Annotated in this window: 16 protein-coding genes and 2 pseudogenes; 11 read left to right on the top strand and 7 right to left on the bottom strand. The window is 59.3% G+C overall.

Annotation, left to right across the window (positions count from 1 at the left end):
• Window positions 1–104: 104 nt before the first annotated feature.
• Both F8N43_RS11415 and F8N43_RS11410 read right to left on the bottom strand, forming a co-directional pair.
• Window positions 105–704 (bottom strand): FMN-dependent NADH-azoreductase, encoded by a 600-nt coding sequence (locus tag F8N43_RS11415; protein ID WP_150634056.1) that lies wholly within the window; start codon window positions 702–704, stop codon window positions 105–107.
• Between the two features lie 159 nt (window positions 705–863).
• Window positions 864–1,178, bottom strand: coding sequence for a hypothetical protein (locus F8N43_RS11410; protein ID WP_017337035.1), 315 nt, complete (start codon window positions 1,176–1,178; stop codon window positions 864–866).
• A 49-nt stretch (window positions 1,179–1,227) separates the two neighbouring features.
• Here F8N43_RS11410 and F8N43_RS11405 point away from each other — a divergent pair, with 49 nt between their 5' ends.
• The 5 genes and pseudogenes from F8N43_RS11405 (at window position 1,228) to aqpZ (ending at window position 7,055) form a co-directional block, all read left to right on the top strand.
• Window positions 1,228–2,151 carry a LysR family transcriptional regulator gene (locus F8N43_RS11405; protein ID WP_150634057.1) on the top strand — a complete coding sequence of 308 codons (924 nt, stop codon included), beginning with the start codon at window positions 1,228–1,230 and terminating at the stop codon, window positions 2,149–2,151.
• Window positions 2,152–2,165: 14 nt separating this feature from the next.
• A pseudogene (locus F8N43_RS11400) lies at window positions 2,166–2,971 on the top strand (alpha/beta fold hydrolase).
• A 3-nt stretch (window positions 2,972–2,974) separates the two neighbouring features.
• Entirely contained in the window at window positions 2,975–3,532 is a 558-nt protein-coding gene (locus F8N43_RS11395) for a peptidylprolyl isomerase (RefSeq protein ID WP_150636401.1), read from the top strand.
• 90 nt (window positions 3,533–3,622) lie between these two features.
• On the top strand, window positions 3,623–5,455 hold the full coding sequence (locus F8N43_RS11390) for an ABC transporter ATP-binding protein (RefSeq protein ID WP_150653789.1): 1,833 nt from the start codon (window positions 3,623–3,625) through the stop codon (window positions 5,453–5,455).
• Window positions 5,456–6,359: 904 nt separating this feature from the next.
• Entirely contained in the window at window positions 6,360–7,055 is a 696-nt protein-coding gene (aqpZ, locus tag F8N43_RS11380; RefSeq protein WP_150634062.1) for an aquaporin Z, read from the top strand.
• A 15-nt stretch (window positions 7,056–7,070) separates the two neighbouring features.
• Here the strand turns inward: aqpZ and F8N43_RS11375 are convergent, their stop codons facing one another.
• Window positions 7,071–8,195, bottom strand: a complete 1,125-nt coding sequence (locus tag F8N43_RS11375) for a GNAT family N-acetyltransferase (RefSeq protein ID WP_150634063.1) — start codon at window positions 8,193–8,195, stop codon at window positions 7,071–7,073.
• Between the two features lie 285 nt (window positions 8,196–8,480).
• Between F8N43_RS11375 and F8N43_RS11370 the strand changes: the two genes are divergently transcribed.
• The gene (locus F8N43_RS11370) at window positions 8,481–9,797 is read left to right on the top strand and encodes a putative porin (protein ID WP_150634064.1); all 1,317 of its coding nucleotides are present in this window, start codon (window positions 8,481–8,483) and stop codon (window positions 9,795–9,797) included.
• Window positions 9,798–9,959: 162 nt separating this feature from the next.
• Here F8N43_RS11370 and F8N43_RS11365 read toward each other — a convergent pair whose 3' ends face one another.
• The 3 genes from F8N43_RS11365 to aceK all read right to left on the bottom strand — a co-directional run bounded on the left by F8N43_RS11365 (window position 9,960) and on the right by aceK (window position 17,149).
• The gene (locus tag F8N43_RS11365; RefSeq protein ID WP_150634065.1) at window positions 9,960–11,081 is read right to left on the bottom strand and encodes a beta-ketoacyl-ACP synthase III; all 1,122 of its coding nucleotides are present in this window, start codon (window positions 11,079–11,081) and stop codon (window positions 9,960–9,962) included.
• Between the two features lie 249 nt (window positions 11,082–11,330).
• Window positions 11,331–15,242, bottom strand: a complete 3,912-nt coding sequence (hrpA, locus tag F8N43_RS11360; RefSeq protein WP_150636390.1) for an ATP-dependent RNA helicase HrpA — start codon at window positions 15,240–15,242, stop codon at window positions 11,331–11,333.
• Window positions 15,243–15,430: 188 nt separating this feature from the next.
• On the bottom strand, window positions 15,431–17,149 hold the full coding sequence (aceK, locus tag F8N43_RS11355; protein WP_150653787.1) for a bifunctional isocitrate dehydrogenase kinase/phosphatase: 1,719 nt from the start codon (window positions 17,147–17,149) through the stop codon (window positions 15,431–15,433).
• Window positions 17,150–17,425: 276 nt separating this feature from the next.
• On the opposite strand from aceK, the gene F8N43_RS11350 reads away from it, so the two are divergent.
• From F8N43_RS11350 to F8N43_RS11330, 5 genes and pseudogenes are all read left to right on the top strand, one after another.
• Complete coding sequence (locus F8N43_RS11350; RefSeq protein ID WP_191630127.1) at window positions 17,426–18,256, top strand: S-type pyocin domain-containing protein; 831 nt, start codon at window positions 17,426–17,428, stop codon at window positions 18,254–18,256.
• On the top strand, window positions 18,237–18,878 hold the full coding sequence (locus tag F8N43_RS11345) for a polymorphic toxin type 44 domain-containing protein (protein ID WP_412072593.1): 642 nt from the start codon (window positions 18,237–18,239) through the stop codon (window positions 18,876–18,878). Before F8N43_RS11350 ends, F8N43_RS11345 begins: the two co-directional genes overlap by 20 nt.
• Window positions 18,859–19,278 (top strand): hypothetical protein, encoded by a 420-nt coding sequence (locus F8N43_RS11340; RefSeq protein ID WP_150634645.1) that lies wholly within the window; start codon window positions 18,859–18,861, stop codon window positions 19,276–19,278. The genes F8N43_RS11345 and F8N43_RS11340 overlap by 20 nt, the downstream gene beginning before the upstream one ends.
• Window positions 19,279–19,452: 174 nt before the next feature.
• Complete coding sequence (locus tag F8N43_RS11335) at window positions 19,453–20,370, top strand: DMT family transporter (protein WP_150634644.1); 918 nt, start codon at window positions 19,453–19,455, stop codon at window positions 20,368–20,370.
• A gap of 44 nt (window positions 20,371–20,414) precedes the next feature.
• A pseudogene (locus F8N43_RS11330) lies at window positions 20,415–20,587 on the top strand (LysR family transcriptional regulator); the annotation flags it as partial.
• Window positions 20,588–20,744: 157 nt separating this feature from the next.
• Here the strand turns inward: F8N43_RS11330 and F8N43_RS11325 are convergent.
• Window positions 20,745–21,608, bottom strand: coding sequence for a DMT family transporter (locus F8N43_RS11325; protein WP_150634643.1), 864 nt, complete (start codon window positions 21,606–21,608; stop codon window positions 20,745–20,747).
• Between the last annotated feature and the right edge of the window lie 207 nt (window positions 21,609–21,815).

Genomic DNA, 21,815 nt, shown 5'->3' with positions numbered 1-21,815 from the left:
AGCACTCAGGAGCAACAAGTGCAAAGGGAGGTCGATGCGCGTACAGGCTTGAAGGGTTGCGCCAAGTCACTAGACCATCCAGTGATTATCTGGCGATTAACGGGTCAGGCAACCTGGGAAAGCTTGGCGTTGGCCTGGTTCAGGCCCTTCTCCTGGAAGTCGCCGCCCAGGTTCATGCCTTCGGCGTGGATGAAGGTCACGTCGTGAATGCCGATGAAGCCCATGACCTGACGCAGGTACGGTTCCTGATGATCCGCAGTGCTGCCGGAATAGATCCCGCCGCGAGCGGTCAACACGTAAGCGCGCTTGCCGCTGAGCAGGCCTTGCGGGCCGGTGTCGGTGTACTTGAAGGTCACGCCGGCACGCAGCACGTGGTCGAGCCAGGCTTTCAGCGTGCTCGGGATCGCGAAGTTGTACATCGGCGCCGCCATGACCAGTACGTCAGCGGCCAGCAATTCATCGGTCAACTGGTTGGAGCGTTCCAGGGAAGCCTGTTCGATGTCATTGCGCTGCTCGGCGGGTTTCATCCAGCCGCCCAGCAGGTTGATGTCCAGGTGCGGCACCGGGTTGACGGCCAGGTCACGGACGGTGATCGGGTCGTTCGGGTGAGCGGTTTTCCACTGGCTGATGAAGGTCTGGGTCAGTTGACGCGAAACAGAGTCTTGCTGACGGGCGCTGCTTTCGATGATCAGAACGCGGGACATGGGATGTAGCCTCCATCTGAGAATGCTGTAAGTCGATGGAGTGAAGGTTAAACAGAGTCATATCGATGAAAAAGCGCAAATAACTGCTACAACCCATCAATAAATTCGTTTATAAGCTGAATGCACCCTGTGGAAGCGAACGCCCACAGGGTCTCGATGCTATTTCGGGGTGCAGGTCAGATTGATGCGCATCTTGATGATGGTCCGGTTGAACTTGGCGGTGGCATTTTTGTGCTTGCCGGCGGCCACTTCGATATTGCGAGTGCGCGGTGCTTCCGGACCGTTATTGAAAACCACCTTACAGACCGCATCGGTGCTGCCGTAGTTGTTCACCTGAATGGAGGCGATGTCGGTATCCGTGTCATACGTGTTGTAGTCGATGCTCAAGCCGTTCAACTGTTTTTGTACGTCGATCGGGTAAGCAAAGGCAGTCAGCGGCAACATCGCCAACACCACACAACAGAATTTTTTCATTCGGCAGTCTCCAATAAGGACCGCCAGCTTAGGACAAGAGGAGCTCAAGATGAAAGCGCCCCGCGTGACCCTTGATCAATGGCGAACGTTACAGGCCGTGGTCGACCACGGCGGTTTCGCCCAGGCCGCCGAGGCGCTGCACCGCTCGCAATCGTCGGTCAGCTACACCGTGGCGCGCATGCAGGATCAGCTCGGCGTGCCATTGCTGCGCATTGACGGTCGCAAAGCCGTATTGACCGATGCCGGCGGCGTACTGCTGCGCCGTTCTCGGCAACTGGTCAAACAGGCCAGCCAGCTGGAAGACCTGGCGCATCACATGGAACAAGGCTGGGAGGCGGAAGTGCGGCTGGTGGTCGACGCCGCGTACCCGAGCGCCCGGCTCGTCCGCGCCCTGACTGCGTTCATGCCGCAAAGCCGTGGCTGCCGGGTGCGGCTGCGCGAAGAAGTGTTGTCGGGCGTTGAAGAAGTCCTGCTCGAAGGCGTGGCTGACCTGGCGATCACCGGTTTCAGTATTCCTGGCTATCTGGGCGCGGAATTGAGCGACGTCGAATTCGTCGCCGTCGCCCACCCCGAGCACGCCCTGCACCGTCTGAACCGTGAACTGAATTTCCAGGACCTGGAAAGCCAGATGCAAGTGGTGATCCGCGATTCCGGCCGCCAACAGCCACGGGATGTCGGCTGGCTCGGCGCCGAACAGCGCTGGACCGTCGGCAGCCTCGCCACCGCCGCGACCTTTGTCGGCAGCGGGCTGGGTTTCGCCTGGTTGCCGCGGCACATGATCGAACGCGAACTGAGGGAAGGGACGCTCAAGCTGCTACCGTTGGATCAGGGCGGCAGCCGTAACCCGAGCTTCTACCTGTATTCGAACAAGGACAAACCCTTGGGCCCGGCCACGCAAATCCTCATCGAACTGCTGCGCACCTTCGACACCGCGCCGCTGGATGCGCCTTTCGCCGCCCCAGAACAAGCCTGACACGGAGTGATCGCATGGCCTATTTCGAACACGAAGGTTGCAACCTGCACTACGAGGAATATGGCCACGGTACGCCGTTGCTGCTGGTTCACGGGCTCGGTTCGAGCACCCTGGACTGGGAAAAACAGATCCCGGCATTGTCGGCTCACTACCGGGTGATCGTCCCGGATGTGCGCGGCCACGGTCGCTCCGACAAACCCCGCGAGCGCTATAGCATCGCCGGGTTCAGCGCCGACCTGGTCGCCCTGATCGAACATCTGAACCTCGGCCCGGTACATTATGTGGGTCTGTCGATGGGCGGCATGATCGGCTTCCAGCTGGCGGTGGATCAGCCGCAATTGCTCAAAAGCCTGTGCATCGTCAACAGCGCGCCCGAGGTCAAATTGCGCAGCCGCGACGATTACTGGCAGTGGTTCAAGCGCTGGAGCCTGATGCGCGCACTCAGCCTGGGCACCATCGGCAAAGCCCTTGGAGGCAAACTGTTCCCGAAGCCGGAACAGGTCGAATTGCGTCAAAAGATGGCCGAGCGCTGGGCAAAAAACGACAAACATGCTTATCTCGCCAGCTTCGACGCGATTGTTGGCTGGGGTGTTCAGGAACGACTTTCCCGAGTGTCCTGTCCAACCCTCATCGTCAGCGCCGACCGTGACTACACACCGGTGTCGCTGAAGGAGACTTACGTAAAACTGCTGCCTGATGCGCGGCTGGTGGTGATCGCCGATTCGCGTCACGCCACCCCGCTGGATCAACCCGAACGCTTCAACCAAACCCTGCTCGAGTTTCTCACCGCAGTCGACACCACCACACTCAGGATCACTGACCCATGCTGAAAAAAATTGCCCTCGTCGCTGGCACCGTTCTGTTTGCCGCCAACCTGATGGCCGCCACGCCCGCCAAGGCACCACACGTTCTGCTGGAAACCACCAACGGCCAGATCGAAATCGAACTGGACCCGGTCAAGGCGCCGATCAGTACCAAAAACTTCCTTGAGTACGTCGACAGCGGCTTCTACAACAACACTATTTTCCACCGTGTGATCCCGGGCTTTATGGTCCAGGGCGGTGGTTTCACCCAACAAATGCAGCAAAAAGAAACCAAGGCTCCGATCAAGAACGAATCCAAAAACGGCCTGCATAACGTCCGTGGCACGCTGTCCATGGCACGCACCTCCGTGCCGGATTCGGCCACCAGCCAGTTCTTCATCAACGTCAAGGACAACGACTTCCTGGACCAGGGCGATGGCTATGCGGTCTTCGGTAAAGTCGTGAAAGGCATGGATGTCGTGGACGTCATCGTCAACTCGCAAACGACTACCCGCAACGGCATGAAAGATGTGCCGGCCGATCCTGTGTTCATCAAGTCGGCCAAGCGCATCGACTAAGAGCCACCCGCACAGGGATGTTGAGCGGCCGCCGGCATTCGGTGCCGCTCATAGTGTTTAAAGGAGAGCCCGCACGCGGGCGGAGAACAAATGCTTTATCGCCGTTTTGAGAAACTGATCGACGTATTCCGTGACGCCCCGACGGCGGCTCCGCCCGACCGTGTTCTGCCCTTCTATACCTATTACCTGAAGCAAGTCTGGCCGATGTTTGCGGTGTTGCTGATCGTCGGCCTGTTCGGTGCGCTGATCGAAGTGGCGCTGTTCAGCTACCTGAGTCGCATCATCGATTTGACTCAAGGCACACCCAACGTCGACTTCTTCAAGATCCACGGCGTGGAACTGGCCTGGATGGCCGTGGTTGCGCTGATCCTGAGACCCCTGTTTCTCGCCTTGCATGACATGCTGGTGCACCAGACCCTGAGCCCGAGCATGACCAGCATGATCCGCTGGCAAAACCACAGTTACGTGCTCAAGCAGAGCCTGAATTTCTTCCAGAACGACTTCGCCGGGCGCATCGCCCAACGCATCATGCAAACCGGCAACTCGTTGCGCGATTCCGCCGTGCAAGCGGTGGACGCGCTGTGGCATGTGCTGATCTACGCGATCAGTTCGCTGGTGCTGTTCGCCGAAGCCGACTGGCGCCTGATGATCCCGTTGTTGACATGGATCGCCGCCTACATCGGCGCCCTCTGCTACTTCGTGCCACGAGTGAAAGAGCGCTCGGTGGTGTCCTCGGATGCGCGCTCCAAGCTCATGGGCCGGATCGTCGATGGCTACACCAACATCACCACGTTGAAGCTGTTCGCCCACACCAATTTCGAGCAGCAATACGCCAAGGAAGCCATCGAGGAACAGACGGTCAAAGCCCAACTGGCCGGCCGCGTGGTCACGAGCATGGACGTGGTCATCACCAGCATGAACGGCTTGCTGATCGTCAGCACCACGGGCCTGGCCCTGTGGCTATGGACGCAGTCGCTGATCACGGTGGGCGCCATTGCGCTGGCCACCGGCCTGGTGATCCGCATCGTCAACATGTCCGGCTGGATCATGTGGGTGGTCACGGGCATTTTCGAAAACATCGGCATGGTGCAGGACGGTTTGCAGACCATCTCGCAACCGGTCAGCATCACCGATCGTGCGGAAGCCAAACCACTGACCGTCGATCGCGGCGAAGTGCGTTTCGAGCACGTGGATTTCCACTACGGCAAGAAGAGCGGGATCATCGGCGACCTCAACCTGACGATCAAACCGGGTGAAAAAATCGGCTTGATCGGCCCGTCCGGTGCTGGCAAATCGACCCTGGTCAACTTGCTGCTGCGCCTCTACGACGTGCAGGGCGGGCGGATCCTGATCGACGGCCAGAACATCGCCGAAGTCGGCCAGGAAAGCCTGCGCGAGCGCATCGGCATGATCACTCAGGACACGTCGCTGCTGCACCGCTCGATCCGCGACAATTTGCTTTACGGCAAACCCGATGCCACCGACGCCGAACTCTGGGAAGCGGTGCACAAGGCCCGGGCCGACGAGTTCATTCCGTTGCTGTCGGACGCCGAAGGGCGCACCGGGTTTGATGCGCATGTGGGTGAGCGCGGGGTGAAACTCTCCGGTGGTCAGCGTCAGCGGATCGCCATCGCCCGCGTGCTGCTCAAGGACGCGCCGATTCTGATCATGGACGAAGCCACCTCCGCGCTGGACTCGGAAGTTGAGGCGGCGATCCAGGAAAGCCTCGAAACCCTGATGCAGGGTAAAACCGTGATTGCCATCGCCCACCGGCTTTCGACCATTGCGCGGATGGACCGCTTGGTGGTGCTGGAAAAAGGCCAGATTGCCGAAACGGGGACCCATGCTGAACTGCTGGCGCATGGCGGGTTGTACGCGCGGTTGTGGCAACACCAGACTGGGGGGTTTGTCGGGATCGATTGAGGCTGTTTTATTGGGTGAATATCCGTTTTTTCGGTGATGGCTGATAGGGGTTCCGCCCTTACGGCGGGTTACCTGGAAGAGCGCCGATGGAGGTCGTTACAGATTGCCGGACAGGCTCAGGGCGTGGGGGAGGCGACTACCGCAACAGCACCGCGAGGCGGCCTTCCGGCCGACCAATCCCTTGCTGCGTACGCATTCCCCTGTGGGAGCTGGCTTGCCAGCGATGGTCGTTAACGATGACGTGTGCGGTCTGAATGAATGCGTTGTCTGGACGTCCATCGCTGGCAAGCCAGCTCCCACACGGTTCCGGGTCGGCTATCAGGCCGCCTCGCTTTGGCTTTTGATCTTGATCTGCCCCGTCGGAACGCCGAGCGCAGGTTCTGTGCAGTGGGCAACCCGGCAGGGATGGCCAATGGCGGCGGGCCTACTATGCAGAACCTCCACTCGGCTTCTCGAGGGGCGACCACCGCCACAGGACCGCGAGGCGGCCTTCCGGCCCGACCAGTCCCTTGCTGCGTACGCATTCCCCTGTGGGAGCTGGCAGGCCAGCTCCCACACGGTTCCGGGTACATCCGCAAAAAACGGGTCGGCTAGGGGCGCAGGCGCTTGGTTACTTGGCGCCGGGCGGCGTTCCGTTCTTCCAAGTAACCCGCCGTAAGGGCGGAACCGTAGGCAGCCGTAACCGCAGAAACGGATATGCCCCGAATCCCGATCCCAATCCCAATCCCAATCCAATAAACCCGCCCCAACCCGCCACCCACAAGCCCCGGCAGTTCCCATACCCACTGGAATTCCATAAAAACCCTGCTGTACTCAGCCAAGGTTCTGGAGATGAGCCTGTCGTAAATCTGCAGGATGCATAACTCGATACAGTCTCGATAGGAAGCCTATCAAGGACGCTCTCATGTCTCTGTTCAAACGTTCAGTCACTGAGTTGTTAGGTACGTTCTGGCTGGTGTTGGGGGGTTGCGGCAGTGCGGTTCTGGCCGCGTCTTCTCCGCTGGGGATCGGTGTGCTCGGCGTGGCCATTGCGTTTGGTCTCACCGTGCTGACCATGGCATTCGCCATCGGCCATATCTCCGGTTGCCATCTCAACCCCGCCGTATCGGTCGGTTTGTTCGTGGGAGGCCGGTTCCCGGCCAAAGAACTGCCCGCCTACATCATCGCCCAGGTCATTGGAGGGATTATCGCCGCCGCGCTGATCTACTACATCGCCAGCGGCAAGGAAGGCTTCGACCTCTCAGCCGGCCTGGCCTCCAACGGCTACGGCGAACACTCCCCCGGTAAATACTCGATGGCCGCAGGCTTTGTCTGTGAGCTGGTGATGACGGCGATGTTTGTGCTGATCATCCTCGGCGCCACCGATAAACGTGCACCCGCCGGGCTGGCGCCAATCGCCATCGGCCTGGCCCTGACGCTGATTCACCTGATCTCGATTCCCGTCACCAACACCTCGGTCAACCCGGCCCGCAGCACCGGCCCGGCACTGATTGTCGGCGGCTGGGCCATCGCGCAATTGTGGATGTTCTGGGTCGCGCCGCTGCTGGGCGCGGTGGTCGGCGGTGTGACGTATCGATGGCTGGGCAAGGAAGGCACTTGACCCAATGAACGAGGATCAGTCTTGCCGATAGGGCAAGGCGGTCCTCGCTTCCTCGGCATACGCCAACACACCGAGACGCTCCTGATGAAGGAAGTCTTTGACCGCCGCTTTCAGGCCGGGATGGCGCAAGTAGTGCCAGGAGTGGGTGATCACCGGTTCAAACCCGCGAATCAGTTTGTGCTCACCCTGAGCACCGGCATCGAAACGCTGAAAGCCGTGGGCAATCGCGTAGTCCATCCCTTGATAGAAACACGTCTCGAAATGCAGACGATCGAACTCCGCCAGACAGCCCCAGTAACGGCCATAAAAACTGTCGCCGCCGACGAGGCTGAAGGCCATGGCCACCGGTCGTGAGCCTTGTTTGGCCAGGACCACGCGAATGGATTCCGGCATGCGTTCGGCCAACAGACTGAAAAACTCCCGCGTCAGATAGGGCCGTTGCCGACGCACCGCGTAGGTATTGGCGTAACAGGCGTAAACGAAATCCCACTGCGCCTGATCCAGTTGCCGGCCTTCCAGCCACTCAAAGTCGAAGCCCTGCCCCGCTACTTGCTCGCGTTCTTTGCGCATCTGCTTGCGCTTGCGCGAACTGAGGACGTCAAGGAAGTCCTGAAAATCCCGATAGCCGCGATTTTGCCAGTGGTACTGACAGCCGATGCGCTGCAGCCAGCCAGGCTGTTCGGCCAGCGCCGCGTCAGTGAACGAATCGGTGAAATTGATGTGCGCACTGGAGAGTGCTTCGATCTCGAGGTAGCCGGGCAAACTCTTCAGCAGTTCGAAACCGTCCTCAACCGTGGCCGCCAGCAAACGCGGTCCGCTGACTGGGCTGAAGGGCACGGCAGTCAGCAATTTTGGGTAATAGTCGATGCCGGCACGCTCGCACGCATCGGCCCAGGCGTGATCGAACACGTACTCACCGTAGGAGTGCCATTTGCGATAACTGGGCAGCGCAGCGATCAACCGATCACCTTCCATATGCAACAAATGCTCGGGCTGCCACCCGGAATGCGGGCCGACGCTGCCACTGTCTTCCAGTGCGCTGAGAAAGGCATGACGCAGAAATGGCTGATCATCCGGCACCAGGGCATCCCAGGTGTGCGGCGCTATTTCGGACAGACGTTCCAGACGTTGCAGCGGCATCACTTCCCTCTCCACTTCTTGGCGTAACAGCCTCGCGAGTATCGCCTATAGCGGCGCAATCCACACCCGCGATACGCCGACAGGGCCCGGAATAGAAAGTTCATTCAAGTTTTGTATCGTCATCGAGACGCCATCACATTGCCACTGCTTTGTCATAAACCATCGCGATACTGGCGCCTGTTTTTAGAGCGCCGGGTTATAGCACCCGGCCACTGTTTTCCGTCCCTTTGCGGTCGGTTGTGCCCCGGATGGCTCAGTCATCCCCTCTCATCTTCGGAGATTGATATGCGTCTTGCTTCCACGAAAACTGCGGCGGCCCTGTGTGGCGGTCTGCTGCTGGCCATGAGTGTGCCAGCCAGCGCCGCAGTCGACGCCAAACTGCTCGACATGCTGAAGGCTAACGGTTCGATTACCAACGCGCAGTACAGCGAACTGCAAGCCGAACTGGCCCGGGATCAGAAAGAACAGCAAATCGCCCGTCAGGCTCAACAAGAAACCAACGAGCAGATCGCGGCCACCGCGAAGAAAACCGAAGCACTGAGCACCTTCGACCAGAAACTGGCGTGGGCTGCCAAGACCCAGTTCAAGGGTGACGTGCGTTTCCGCCAGGAAACGGTCAAGAACGATGGCGTATCGAACACCGGTGACCAGGATCGTCAACGTATTCGTGTCCGCCTGGGTGCCTACACGGCAATCAACCCGCAAGTGGACACCGGCATCCGTATCGCCACTGGCAGCGACAATGACTCTCGTTCCACCAACCAGAGCCTGGATGGCAACTTCACCAAGAAGGATATCTGGCTGGACCAGGGTTACGTCGACTACCACCCCGATGCCATCAAAAACCTGCACCTCGTTGGCGGCAAGATGCCACAGCAATGGGTGAGCATGGGCGACATCATCTGGGATAGCGACATCAGCCCGGAAGGTCTGGCACTGACTTACAAATACCCGCTGGGCGGCAGCACCGAGCTGTTCGGTAGCGCCGGCCACTACACCCTCAAGGACAACGTCGACGGCGAAGGCAAGCAGTTCCGTCACGACCTGCGTCTGTACGCAGGCCAGTTGGGTGCGCGCTTCGCGATCACCGACAACTTGAAAATGACCCTGGGCGGCAGCCTCTACACTTACGATAACGACAACGACATCAACAATACGTGTGCTGCGAACACCTGCCGCCTGGCCATTAACGGCAACACGGCGAACGAGCAGTTCAAACTGTACGAAGGCTTTGGTCAACTCGACATCGGCGGCCTGCCAATGCCGCTGTCGATCTACGGTCAAGTCGTCAACAACGACGATGCCAGCAACGATCAGGACATGGGCTGGTTGGCCGGTGTCAAGACCAACGTCTTCGGCTTTGGCGTGGACTACAACTATCGCGACGTACAGCGCAACGCGGTGGTCGGCGCCTTCACCGACTCCGACTTCGCCAACGGTTTCACCGGTTCGCGCGGCAGCAAGTTGAAAGTGAGCTACGAGATCGACAAGAACTTCGCCCTCGGCGCGACGTACTTCATGGCTGATTCCGACTACACCAACGCCACGCTGCGGGACTCGAAAATCAACACCCTGCAACTGGATGCCGAAGCCAAGTTCTGATCCCTGCTACACGGCTCGGGCAAGGAAGCCCAAGCTGCTTTTACAAACTCGCGCTGCTGTTTCGGTCCCCATCATCCGTCCGATACAGCAGCGCGAGTTTTTTTATGCAAAAAAAAGATCGCAACCTTCGCAGGCTGCGATCTTTTCATTTACCGCGATATCTCAACGCTTGCGCAGAATTACGCTACCAATCGAATAACCGGCGCCGAACGAGCTGAGCACTGCCAGCGAACCTGCCGCCAGATCGTCCTGATTCTTGTGGAACGCAATCACTGAGCCCGCAGAGCTGGTGTTGGCGTAGGTGTCGAGAATCACCGGGGCTTCTTCTTCGGTGGCTTCGCGGCCCAGCAGTTTCTTCACGATCAAGTGGTTCATGCTGAGGTTGGCCTGGTGCAGCCAGAAGCGCTTCACGTCGCCCACGTTGAGCTGGTTCTCTTCCAGGTGCGCACCGATCAGCTCGGCAACCATCGGGCAGACTTCCTTGAACACCTTGCGGCCTTCCTGTACGAACAGTTTGTCCCTGGCGCCGATGCCCTCTTCCGCCGCGCGGTTGAGGAAACCGAAGTTGTTGCGGATGTTGTTGGAGAACTTGGTCAGCAATTTGGTGCTGACCACGTCGAACTGGTACTTGGACGTTGCCAGGTCGGCGCGTTCGATGATCACTGCCGTGGCCGCGTCGCCGAAGATGAAGTGGCTGTCGCGGTCGCGGAAGTTCAGGTGACCGGTGCAGACTTCCGGGTTGACCATTAGCACTGCCCGGGCCTGACCCAGTTGCACGCTGTTGGCGGCCGCTTGAATGCCGAAGGTCGCCGAGGAGCAGGCGACGTTCATGTCGAAACCGAAACCCTGAATGCCCAGCGCTTCCTGGACTTCGATGGCGATGGCCGGGTAGGCGCGCTGCAGGTTGGAGCAAGCGACGATGACGCCGTCAATGTCCGCCGCGGTTTTGCCGGCACGCTGCAAGGCTTGTTCGGCCGCACCGATGGCCATCTGGCAAAGCACCGACCACTCGTCGTTCGAGCGCTCCGGCAGACGTGGCGCCATGCGTTGCGGGTCGAGAATGCCGTCCTTGTCCATGACGAAGCGGCTTTTGATGCCGGAAGCTTTTTCGATAAACGCGGCGTTGGACTCGGTCAACGCTTCGATTTCGCCACGGGCGATGGCATCGGCGTTGTCGGCGTTGAACAGCGCGACGTAAGCGTTGAAAGACTGCACCAGCTCTTCGTTGGAAATGCTGTTGGCCGGGGTGTACAGGCCGGTGCCGCTGATGACGACATTATGCATGGTCGTTTCTCTAATCTGTTCAGGCAGAAAGTGTTGGCACCGTCGTACCAACACACAAAGGGTCCGTTCCCGTCAGAGGAAGCAAACCTGGCATCGCTTTATTCCGTTCCGCCCGAACCTTAAGAGGCTCAAAACCGCGGGGCCGGCGTTTATAGGCGCGAAGTTTGCCATAAACGTTGGGGTTTGGCGCCTTTTTGCTGGATGAAGCAGCTTCCACAGGCACGACATAAATCTGTGGGAGCCCGTAGTCTACGGTTCGACCTGGGTCCACTGCTTGTTCAGGCGTTTGTCCGAGATCGGCACCTTCGTCCCCAGCTGTTGGGCAAACAGCGAAACCCGGTATTCCTCCAGCCACCAGCGATACAGCTCAAGCTGCGGATCGCGCTTGCCCTCTTGGGCGTGTTTATTGGCGCGGGTCTGGTATTGGGTCCAGAGACCAGACAATTCACCGCTCCAGACCCGGTCCTTCTGCACCTGAGCACCGAGTTTCTCGAAGCGCTGCTCGATGGCTTTCAGATAGCGCGGCAGTTCCTTGAGCCACTGCATCGGCGTTTCGCGGACGAAACCCGGATACACCAGATGACTGAGTTGCTGCTTGATGTCATTCAGGGCCACGGCCTGCGCCAGATCGATCTTGCCCTTGAAGCGTTTTTGCAGGCCGTGCCAGAGCTTGAGAATTTCCAGGGTCAGCTTCGCCAGACGCTCGGCATGCTCGGTCCAGCCGCCGCGTTTGCGCTCGGCCAACGCCGCCAGCCCGGCGCCATCACGCGGCAACGGGTCTTCGCCGTCGAGGATGCAACTGTCGAGACTGGCCAGCAGAATGTCTTCCACCAGGCTGTCGACGCGCCCCATGTCGCGGTACATCAAACCCAGTTCGGTCAGGCCCGGCAACTTGCCACGCAGGAACTTCGCCGGTTCCGCCAGTTGCTGCATCAGTAAACGCTGCAACGCACGGCGATGCTGAAACTCGGCTTCGGCCGGCGTCGAGAACCGCCCTTCCTTGACCGTGCCGGCTTCTTCCACCAGCGCCGGATACACCGTCATCGACAACCCGGCGATCTTCTGTTGGGTCTTTTCCGCCACCGCCGCAAAGACTTTCGCCTCCACCGGTTGCTGACTTTTCGCCGTTTGCGGAACGGCCAATGCGGCCTGACTGGCTTCAGCGAATCGCGCGGTGAGTTCCGCCAGATCCCGTCCTTCGCCAAGGAACTTGCCCTGACCATCGACGATTTCCAGGTTCATCCTCAGGTGATTGTCGACCTGCTGCGCCGCTTCCGCCCAGGCTTCATCGCTGACTCGCGCTCCGGTCATGCGCAGTAACTCGCGACCCAATGCTTGAGGCAACGAGCCTTCGGCAAAGGTCATGCGCTGCAACGCCGCCTTGACGAAGTCCGGCACCGGCACGAAGTTCTTGCGCAGCGCCTTGGGCAGGTTGCGCACCAAGGCAATGCACTTGGCTTCGATCACACCGGGCACCAGCCATTCCAGGCGTTCCGCCGGCAGCATCGGCAACAGCGGCGCCGGCACCCTCAGCGTCACGCCGTCACGCGGATGGTTCGGTTCGAAGTGGTAACTCAATGACAGTTCCAGATCACCAATGTGCAAGGTGTCCGGGTAATGCAGCGCGGTGACTTCACTGGCCTCGCGAGCCAGCACGTCTTCTTCGCGCATGATCAGCAGTTGCGGGTCTTTCTGGCTGTTGACCCGATACCAGCTGTCGAAGGTCGCGGTCTGGTGAATCTCCGCCGGCAGTCGCGCATCGTAGAAGGCGAACAGGGTTTCTTCGTCGGCCAGAATGTCGCGACGGCGGGCCTTGGCTTCCAGCTCGTCGAGCTGTTCCAGCAGCTGCTGGTTGGCCGTCAGGCACTTGGCTTTGGATTGGATCTCGCCACGCACCAGGCCTTCACGAATGAACAACTCACGGGACACCACCGGGTCGATCGGCCCGTAATGCACTGGTCGGCGCCCGACCACGATCAGCCCGAACAAAGTGATCTGCTCGAACGCCACGACCTGCCCGCGCTTCTTCTCCCAATGGGGTTCGAAGTGGTTTTTCTTGATCAGGTGCCCGGCGAGCGGCTCGATCCAGTCGGCGTCGATCTTGGCGACCATGCGCGCGTAGAGCTTGGTGGTTTCCACCAGTTCGGCGGCCATCAGCCATTGCGGACGCTTCTTGCCCAGGCCCGATGACGGGTGAATCCAGAAGCGCCGCTGGCGGGCGCCGAGGTAATCGCCTTCATCGGTTTTCTGCCCGATCTGACTGAGCAGGCCCGAGAGCACGGCTTTGTGCAGTTTGGGGTAATCCGCCGGTTCTTTGTTGAGGCTCAACTGCATGTCGCGGCAGATCAGGCTCAACTGACGGTGCGAGTCGCGCCACTCGCGCAACCGCAGGTAGTTGAGGAAGTTCTTGCGGCACCAGTTACGCAGCGGGCTCGCCGTCAGCGCCTGGCGTTGCTCTTCAAAACCACGCCACAGATTGACCAGCCCGGCGAAGTCCGAGTCCACGTCCTTCCATTGCGCATGCGCCTGATCCGCCGCTTGTTGACGCTCCGGCGGTCGCTCGCGCGGGTCTTGAATCGACATGGCGCTGGCAACGATCAGCACTTCCTGCAAGCTGCCGAGTTTCGCCGCTTCCAGCAACATGCGGCCCATGCGCGGGTCCACCGGCAGGCGCGCCAATTGGCGACCCAGCGGGGTCAGCTGGCTGTTGCGATCCACCGCCGACAGCTCTTGCAGCAGGTTGAAACCGTCGCTGATGGCTTTGCCATCGGGTGGCTCGATAAACGGGAAATCGGTGATCTCGCCGAGGCGCAGGTGCAGCATCTGCAAAATCACCGCCGCGAGGTTGGTCCGCAGGATTTCCGGGTCGGTAAATTCCGGGCGCCCGATGAAATCTTCTTCGCCGTAAAGGCGGATGCAAATACCCGGCTCGACCCGACCGCATCGACCTTTACGCTGGTTGGCGCTGGCCTGGGAAATGGCTTCGATGGGCAGGCGCTGGACCTTGGCGCGATAGCTGTAACGGCTGATGCGCGCGGTGCCGCTGTCGATCACATAACGAATGCCCGGCACGGTCAACGAAGTTTCCGCGACGTTGGTTGCCAGCACCACGCGGCGCCCCGGGTGCGACTGGAAAATCCGCTGCTGCTCGGCCGGCGACAACCGTGCGTACAGCGGCAGGATTTCGGTGTGCTTGAGCTGGGCCTTGCGCAGCATGTCGGCGGCGTCGCGAATCTCGCGCTCGCCGGGCAGGAACACCAGCACGTCGCCGGGGCTCTTGCGCTCGCTGCGTTCGAACGCGGCAATTTCGTCGAGGGTGGCGAGGATCGCCTGATCCACGGTCAAGTCATCCTCGACGCGGTTGCCCTCTTCGTCCTGCTCCAGGGTCAGCGGTCGATACCAGGTTTCCACCGGGAAGGTGCGGCCAGAGACTTCGACAATCGGCGCATCGTCGAAGTGCTTGGAGAAGCGCTCCAGATCGATGGTCGCCGAGGTAATGATGACTTTCAGGTCCGGACGACGGGGCAGCAGGGTTTTCAGGTAACCGAGCAGGAAGTCAATGTTGAGGCTGCGTTCGTGGGCTTCGTCGACGATGATCGTGTCGTAGCGCTCGAGGTAACGGTCGTTCTGGGTTTCCGCCAGCAGGATGCCGTCGGTCATCAGTTTGATCAGGGTGTTGGAATCGCTCTGATCCTCGAACCGCACCTGATAGCCGACCAGCGCGCCCAAGGGCGTCGCCAGTTCTTCAGCAACCCGGCTCGCCACGCTGCGCGCCGCAATTCGACGCGGTTGGGTGTGGCCGATCAGGCCATGTTGACCACGACCGATTTCCAGGCAGATCTTCGGCAACTGGGTGGTTTTACCCGAACCGGTTTCGCCAGCAATGATCAGCACCTGATGCTTGAGCAACGCTTCCTTGATTTCGTCGCGCTTGGCGGCAATCGGCAGGCTGTCGTCGTAACGAATCACCGGCAGGCTGGCACGCCGCGCCAGCACCTGATCACAGGACGCCTGCATACGCGTCACCCACTGGGCGAGCTTGGCCTCGTCGGGCTTCTTGCGCAGCTCAAGCAACTGCCGCCGCAGCCGGTGGCGGTCGGCGAGCATGGCGTGATCGAGGTTTTTCAGCAGTTTGTCGAGTGAAGGCGATTCGTCAGTCATCAGGTACGCAATAAGTCGTCTAGTGGCGCAGGGGGGCGATTGTCGCAGATTTTGCGTCCGCTGCGCGGCCGAATCGCGGGCAAGCCCGCTCCCACACGGGATCTGCGGCGCCCCCGGAGTCGGCGGCACCGCGTTCAAAAGTGGGAGCGAGCCTGCTCGCGATTCGGCCGCGCAGCGGACGCAGAGAACTACTCGTTATCCAGGCCCTTGCGCCGATACGGGAACACGTCGATCACTTTGCCGCCACGAATCGCCTCTTGCAGGCTTTTCCAGTAATCGGCGTTGTACAGCTCGCCATGCAACTGATCGAACAACTTGCGCTGCCCGGCATCGGCGAACAGGAACGGCGGAAACTCCTCGGGGAACACATCCAGCGGCCCGATCGAATACCACGGCTCGGACGCCATCTCATCTTCCGGCGTGCGCGGTTGCGGGATGTGGCGGAAGTTGGCTTCGGTCAGAAAGCAGATCTCGTCGTAGTCATAAAACACCACGCGACCGTGCCGGGTGACGCCGAAGTTTTTCAGCAACATGTCGCCGGGGAAAATGTTCGCCGCCGCCAGTTGCTTGATCGCCAACCCGTAGTCTTCCAGCGCCTCGCGCACCTGATCGTCGTTGGCGTTTTCCAGGTACAGGTTCAACGGCGTCATCCGCCGCTCGGTCCAGCAGTGGCGGATCAACACGGTGTCGCCCTCCACCGACACCGTGGACGCGGCTACCTCCAGCAATTCTTCCAGGCACGCCGGGTCGAACTTGCTGAGCGGGAAACGGAAATCGGCGAACTCCTGGGTATCGGCCATGCGCCCGACGCGGTCGACGCTTTTCACCAGCCGGTACTTCTCGATCACCGTTGCGCGGTCGACGTTTTTCGACGGTGAGAAACGGTCCTTGATGATTTTGAACACGGTGTTGAACCCCGGCAGGGTGAACACGCTCATGACCATGCCGCGCACGCCGGGGGCCATGATGAACTGGTCGTCAGTGTTGGCCAGGTGATTGATCAGCGCCCGGTAAAACTCGGATTTACCGTGCTTGTAGAAACCGATCGAGGTGTACAGCTCGGCGATGTGTTTGCCGGGCAGGATCCGCCGCAGGAAACCGATGAACTCCGCCGGTACCGGCACATCGACCATGAAGTAGGAACGGGTGAACGAGAAAATGATCGACACGTCGGCTTCATCGGTGATCAACGCATCGATCTGAATCCCACGGCCCTCAAGGTGCAGCAGCGGAATCGCCAGCGGCCATTGCTCGTCGGTGGTGTAGATGCGCCCGACCAGGTAAGCGCCCTTGTTGCGATAGAGCACCGAGGAAAACAGCTCGACGCTAAGTTCCGGGTCCTTGCACACCCAATCCGGCAGGTTCTCGCGCAGCTGCGCTTCGAGGCGGCGCAGATCGCCCGCCAGGTCGGCGTAATCCTCGCTGAAACGGTAGTCGGCAAAAATGCTCGCCAGCATGTCGGACAGCTTGCCCTGGGGCTTGTAGGTGCGGGTTTGCGCGGCACGGGCCCGGCGCAGGCTTGGCCGGGTGGTGTGGATGAACATGCAGCCATCGCTGATCAGGTCGTGGCTGAACAGCCCGCAGAAGATCGAGTTGTACCAGGTCTCGGACAGCTCATCGTCGAAACGCAAGTCGATCAGGCTGATGTAGGCGCTTTTGACCAGCGGCCAGCAACTGACATCCAGCGTGTCGGCGTCGAATGCGATGCGCAGCCGCTCGACCGTTTCGCTGACTTTCTCTTCGTAGAGGTTGATCCGCGCCGCCGAGGCGACTTGCGCCTCCTGCCACTTGGCCTGCTCGAAGCGCGCCCGGGCGCCGTCGGTGATCTGCCGGAAATGCTCGCGGTAATCGTCAAAGCCATCGAGGATCATTCGGGCGATGTCGGCGGCTGGCCATTGCTGCGGCATGGTGAGACCTCTGCGGGAATTCGGAAGGCCTGAGCTTAGCCAGTGAAGCGGGTAAAGGAGAAGGGGAATTTACTTGCGATGAGCTCCAGCGGCCAGACAAAACAGGAAAGTGGAGTACGTATTTTCGGAATAGCCCTACAGCCGACTATTGAACTCGCCGCTAGCGTGTACTTTTTTAAATAGAGTATTGACGCTTTTATCATGTGTGATTGCCCCCAATGCCGCCGCGTCCGTAGACCGACCCAGGACGAAATACGCCGCCAGGAAGCGGACAGTTTGCGCTACGAACAAGCTCAGGCTCGCGATGAAGCCCGACGTAATGCAACACCTCAACCGGCACTCGCCAAGCCGGAAATTCGAGGCTGTGTATTCGCCAAATCCTGTGGGTTGCCAGAAGGCGTGACCAACCACAGCGACCCCAGCGGGTTCATTCCCGTGGAGTTACTGACGCAATATGGCTCCTTCGCTGTACTCGGCAGCGGCTCGGCCAACGCAGCGCTGGCATGGATCGGTGGCTCCAGCAGCGCCACGGCCCTGACCGGACGCCTTGGCGGGACTTTGACAGCCGAGCCGGCGAATCTGGATATTCTCGCCCTTGTGCTCGTGTCAAACCTGACCTCAACCGACTGCGCGCTATATACCCTCGATCAATACACAACGCTCACGACCGCCAAGACCCGCGTGCGACTCCATGTCGAGCGACTCGCGGACGACTCGGTTCGCGCTTATGGCTTCTACACCGACAAAAACAAGGATTGGGAAAACGTGCCCGTCATTGCGGCGACCGCTGTGGGAGAACGCTTTGTCGTTGAATTAGGACAAGGCGTCAAGTTGACCTGGACACCCGCCACCGCAGCGCCCATGCCGATGGTGAAAGATACGCAGCCGTTGCCGCCGGTTTGGGTGTACCCGCCGACGGAAACTGCCAAAAAAATCCTCGGCAAGCCGGTCTTTCCGCCGGATTACCAAGACATGGTGATTTGGTTTCCGAACACCGAAATCCCGCCGTTCTATATCCTTCTGCATTGCACAATCCTGCCCTCATCCGGACATGATGGAAGAGTTGGCGGCTTACATTGCTGGGGAGATGAATCGCAATATAGATGATCCCGCTGTTTTGGAGATGAGACAGCTGATTGATTACGATCACAACTCGGCGGCGAAAGATTTTGCGCAGCTACCATGGCCTGCTCGTATGAACGGATCACCTGACTTCGCCGACATTGCAAAAGCTAAGAAAGTTGCAGCGGCAGCGATATGGACGCGAAAAGTTGGCCAGGATCAAGAATGGGATCACAAGCCAAAACTTCTAGCGATGTACGACGGAAACGTTTGGCACAAGCACGGTAAGTACGCGTACTACTACGATATTTGGTCGAACATTCATTATGGATATGTGGGCATGGCCGGTGGCCTTTCCGAAAGCGCTTTATTGGATGGTGCCGGGGCTGAGCAAATAATTTCAGATGCTAAAAGGAAGGTTTTAGAGGTAGCAAAAAAACCTAAGGAACAATGGGAACTGCCCGGCCCAAATCGGTCAGCAGATATGGATGGTCTAAGGGCCTGGGATGATGTTCCCGACCGAATATCAATCAGCATTGGCGTGAAGCTGTATCGCCAACATCCTGATGGAGGCGTGACCGCCAAAATAATCATGGACGAAGTGTTAGCAGTAACACCCGACGCGAGGGGAAAGGGAGTCAAAATACATGCATGTAAACAAACCTGAAGTCCGATACGGGCGCTGGATACTACTTATTCTCGTTATCCTTCCACCGGCATTTTTGTATCTAGCCTCTCCGGTCGTAGCGGTCAATTTTTCACCAAATGGTAAGGAAGAATTCCAATACGTTTGGAACACTAAGAACAGAATCCATAGAGGTGATATTAAGCATGGCGGTTCAGCGGTTGAGTTCGGCTACATATTCCCTGATGAAAATTTTTTTATGAGGTTCGATTGGTGGACTGACAAAGGTTTTCAGAGGTGCATCGATATCACGCCCAAATGGGGCATGACGATAGACGTCTATCTCGATCAAGCAGGTAGGATCGACATAGCTAAAACTGCCCCTGAGGTTATTGCTCGGCTAAAGCAATGCAAGGGTGAGACTGAACCTTTCAATCTTTAAGTTACGATCGCTACCAGACGAGAGTGAGATTTCGCGAAACATAATCAGCTTTCCAAACGGACGCTGACCAAAAATGCCCGAAATATCGACCTTGTGATTTCGATGCCCAGTTAGCGGTTGCGAACACCAGAGCTCTCGGCAACACTCTCGTCCCCATCAAGGAAGGAGAGCGTCGTGAGCCCTGTCGATATCGTTCGGTTACTGTCGCTGGCAGCCATCTGGGGCGCGAGTTTCCTGTTCATGCGCATCATTGCCCCGGTGATCGGCTCGATTCCCACGGCGTTTTTCCGCGTGTCGATTGCGGCGGTGGGGTTGCTGGTGATTCTCGGGTTGATGCGCATCAGCTGGGATTTCAAGGGCAAACTGAAAACCGTGATGCTGCTCGGGGTGATCAACTCCGGGATTCCCGCGACCCTCTATTCCGTGGCGGCCCAGGTGCTGCCCGCCGGTTACTCGGCCATCTTCAACGCCACCACGCCATTGATGGGCGTGTTGATCGGGGGCCTTTTCTTCAGTGAACGACTCACTGCCGCCAAGCTGGGCGGGGTGTTCCTCGGGTTGTTCGGCGTTGGCATCCTGACCCGTGCCGGCCCGGTGGCGTTCGACCTGCAATTGCTGATGGGCGCCCTCGCCTGCCTGCTCGCCACCACCTGTTATGGCTTCGCCGGGTTCCTCGCCCGCCGCTGGCTCGATCAGGCCGGGGGGCTCGACAGTCGTCTTTCGGCACTGGGCAGCATGCTCGGGGCGACCTTGTTCCTGCTGCCGCTGTTCGGCTACAGCGTGATCAGCCAGCCACCGGCGAGCTGGGGTGGCTGGAATGTGTGGCTGTCGTTGCTGGGGTTGGGGCTGGGCTGCACGGCATTTGCGTACATCGTTTACTTCCGCTTGCTCAGCTCGATCGGGCCTTTGAAATCGATGACAACGACGTTCCTGATTCCGCCGTTTGGCGTGTTGTGGGGAGCGTTGTTGCTGGATGAGCCGCTGTCGATGGCGCACGTTTATGGCGGGGTGTTGATTGCGGCGGCGTTGTGGTTGGTGTTGAAGACTTCGGTGGTGAAGAAGGTTAGACACAGCAATGCTGGCAACGCCTGACATTTGTTGTCAGGCTTGCCGCCGTCTTTTTCGCGAGCACGGCCATGACCCGAATTTCTGATGCCAACGTGATCCACAGTCGACTGCGTCTGCGCCAATTGCGGTTGATGCCGGCGTTGCAGAATTCGGCTCATGACGCCACGCCGCCGATCATATCGGCATGATCCAACCGACCGCGACCAAGATGCTGCACGAGGCCGAGGACTTGCTCGGCATCACGCCGGGCGTGATTAGCTGGCGGTGTTGCCGATCAAGTTGGAAGCGCGGTTGCCGCCGTATGGGTTGATTACGTTCCGTTTCTCCAAGTGACTCGCCGTAAGGGCGAAGGCAATAGCCGCCGTTACCAAAACGACGGATATGCCCCCGTCCCGTTTCTACGCTGTCTTACGAAACACAAACCCCAGACCGACAATAATCAGCACCATCCCAAGCATGCTCAACACCGCCAATTTGTTGCCGAAAAACAGATAGTCCATCACCGCTGTCACCGCCGGCACCAGGTAAAACAGACTGGTGACGTTCACCAAATTGCCCCGTGCGATCAGCCGATACAGCAACAACGTCGCCAGCACCGACACCACCAGCCCCATCCACAACACCGGCACGATAAAACCGCTGCTTTGCTCGAAGTGAAATGGCTGGAACGGCACGAAGATCCCGCACAGCAACAACCCCGCGAGGTACTGCACAGGCAATGTACCAAGAGGGTTTTCAGTGATGCGCTTCTGCATGATCGAACCGAACGTCATGCTCGCCAGCGCCAGCAAACCGAAGAGCATCCCCGCCAGCGACATACCGGCCAGACCGATGCCCTGATAGACCACCATGATCAAGCCGGCCAAACCCAACGTCAGACCAAACATCCGGCTGGCCGAGCGCTGCCGCTCCATGATCACCACCGTCAGGATGGGCTGCACGCCCATGATCGTGGCCATCACACCTGGCGTGACCTTCAAGTCCAGGGCCAGCAGATAGAAAATCTGATAAGCCCCCAGCAACACCACGCCTGTGGCCATCGCATACAGCATCGGCTTGCCGCCCTTGGGCAGTTTCAGCTTGAGCAAGGGCACCAGCAGCACCAACCCACACAGAGCGATGGCAAAGCGAATCAGCAGAAAAGCAAAGGGTGACGCGTGGGCCAGCCCCCATTTGGAGAAGATCGCCCCGCTGCTCCACAGCAGAACGAACAGGCTCGTGGACGCCGCCGCGAGCGCGGTTTTTTTCGAAAGGACAAACATGAAGACCACCTGTAGTCAGGCAAAAAGCCAACTCAGCCGAAGCTGAAATCCAGTAGTTTTTTCAGGCAGGCACGGGTCACAGCAAACAGAAGCTGATCAGCCCGAAACGCCAACGCCCGGCGGTGATACGACTGCGTACACCGGCGTGCTACGGACAGGTGGGGGGTAATGACTGATCTGCGCAGGCTGCTGATTCCCGCACGGCAC

This window comes from Pseudomonas fluorescens (genome assembly GCF_902498065.1).
Lineage (GTDB): Bacteria > Pseudomonadota > Gammaproteobacteria > Pseudomonadales > Pseudomonadaceae > Aquipseudomonas > Aquipseudomonas fluorescens_BJ.
Note: the sequence above shows the minus strand (reverse complement) of the source record. Positions and strands in the feature narration are given on the sequence as shown.

Bases quoted from the DNA above. Each gene is read 5' to 3' on its own strand.
- F8N43_RS11415 (WP_150634056.1), bottom strand. From the start codon at position 704: ATGTCCCGCGTTCTGATCATCGAAAGCAGCGCCCGTCAGCAAGACTCT.
- F8N43_RS11410 (WP_017337035.1), bottom strand. From the start codon at position 1,178: ATGAAAAAATTCTGTTGTGTGGTGTTGGCGATGTTGCCGCTGACTGCC.
- F8N43_RS11405 (WP_150634057.1), top strand. From the start codon at position 1,228: ATGAAAGCGCCCCGCGTGACCCTTGATCAATGGCGAACGTTACAGGCC.
- F8N43_RS11395 (WP_150636401.1), top strand. From the start codon at position 2,975: ATGCTGAAAAAAATTGCCCTCGTCGCTGGCACCGTTCTGTTTGCCGCC.
- F8N43_RS11390 (WP_150653789.1), top strand. From the start codon at position 3,623: ATGCTTTATCGCCGTTTTGAGAAACTGATCGACGTATTCCGTGACGCC.
- aqpZ (WP_150634062.1), top strand. From the start codon at position 6,360: ATGTCTCTGTTCAAACGTTCAGTCACTGAGTTGTTAGGTACGTTCTGG.
- F8N43_RS11375 (WP_150634063.1), bottom strand. From the start codon at position 8,195: ATGCCGCTGCAACGTCTGGAACGTCTGTCCGAAATAGCGCCGCACACC.
- F8N43_RS11370 (WP_150634064.1), top strand. From the start codon at position 8,481: ATGCGTCTTGCTTCCACGAAAACTGCGGCGGCCCTGTGTGGCGGTCTG.
- F8N43_RS11365 (WP_150634065.1), bottom strand. From the start codon at position 11,081: ATGCATAATGTCGTCATCAGCGGCACCGGCCTGTACACCCCGGCCAAC.
- hrpA (WP_150636390.1), bottom strand. From the start codon at position 15,242: ATGACTGACGAATCGCCTTCACTCGACAAACTGCTGAAAAACCTCGAT.
- aceK (WP_150653787.1), bottom strand. From the start codon at position 17,149: ATGCCGCAGCAATGGCCAGCCGCCGACATCGCCCGAATGATCCTCGAT.
- F8N43_RS11345 (WP_412072593.1), top strand. From the start codon at position 18,237: ATGAATCGCAATATAGATGATCCCGCTGTTTTGGAGATGAGACAGCTG.
- F8N43_RS11340 (WP_150634645.1), top strand. From the start codon at position 18,859: ATGCATGTAAACAAACCTGAAGTCCGATACGGGCGCTGGATACTACTT.
- F8N43_RS11325 (WP_150634643.1), bottom strand. From the start codon at position 21,608: ATGTTTGTCCTTTCGAAAAAAACCGCGCTCGCGGCGGCGTCCACGAGC.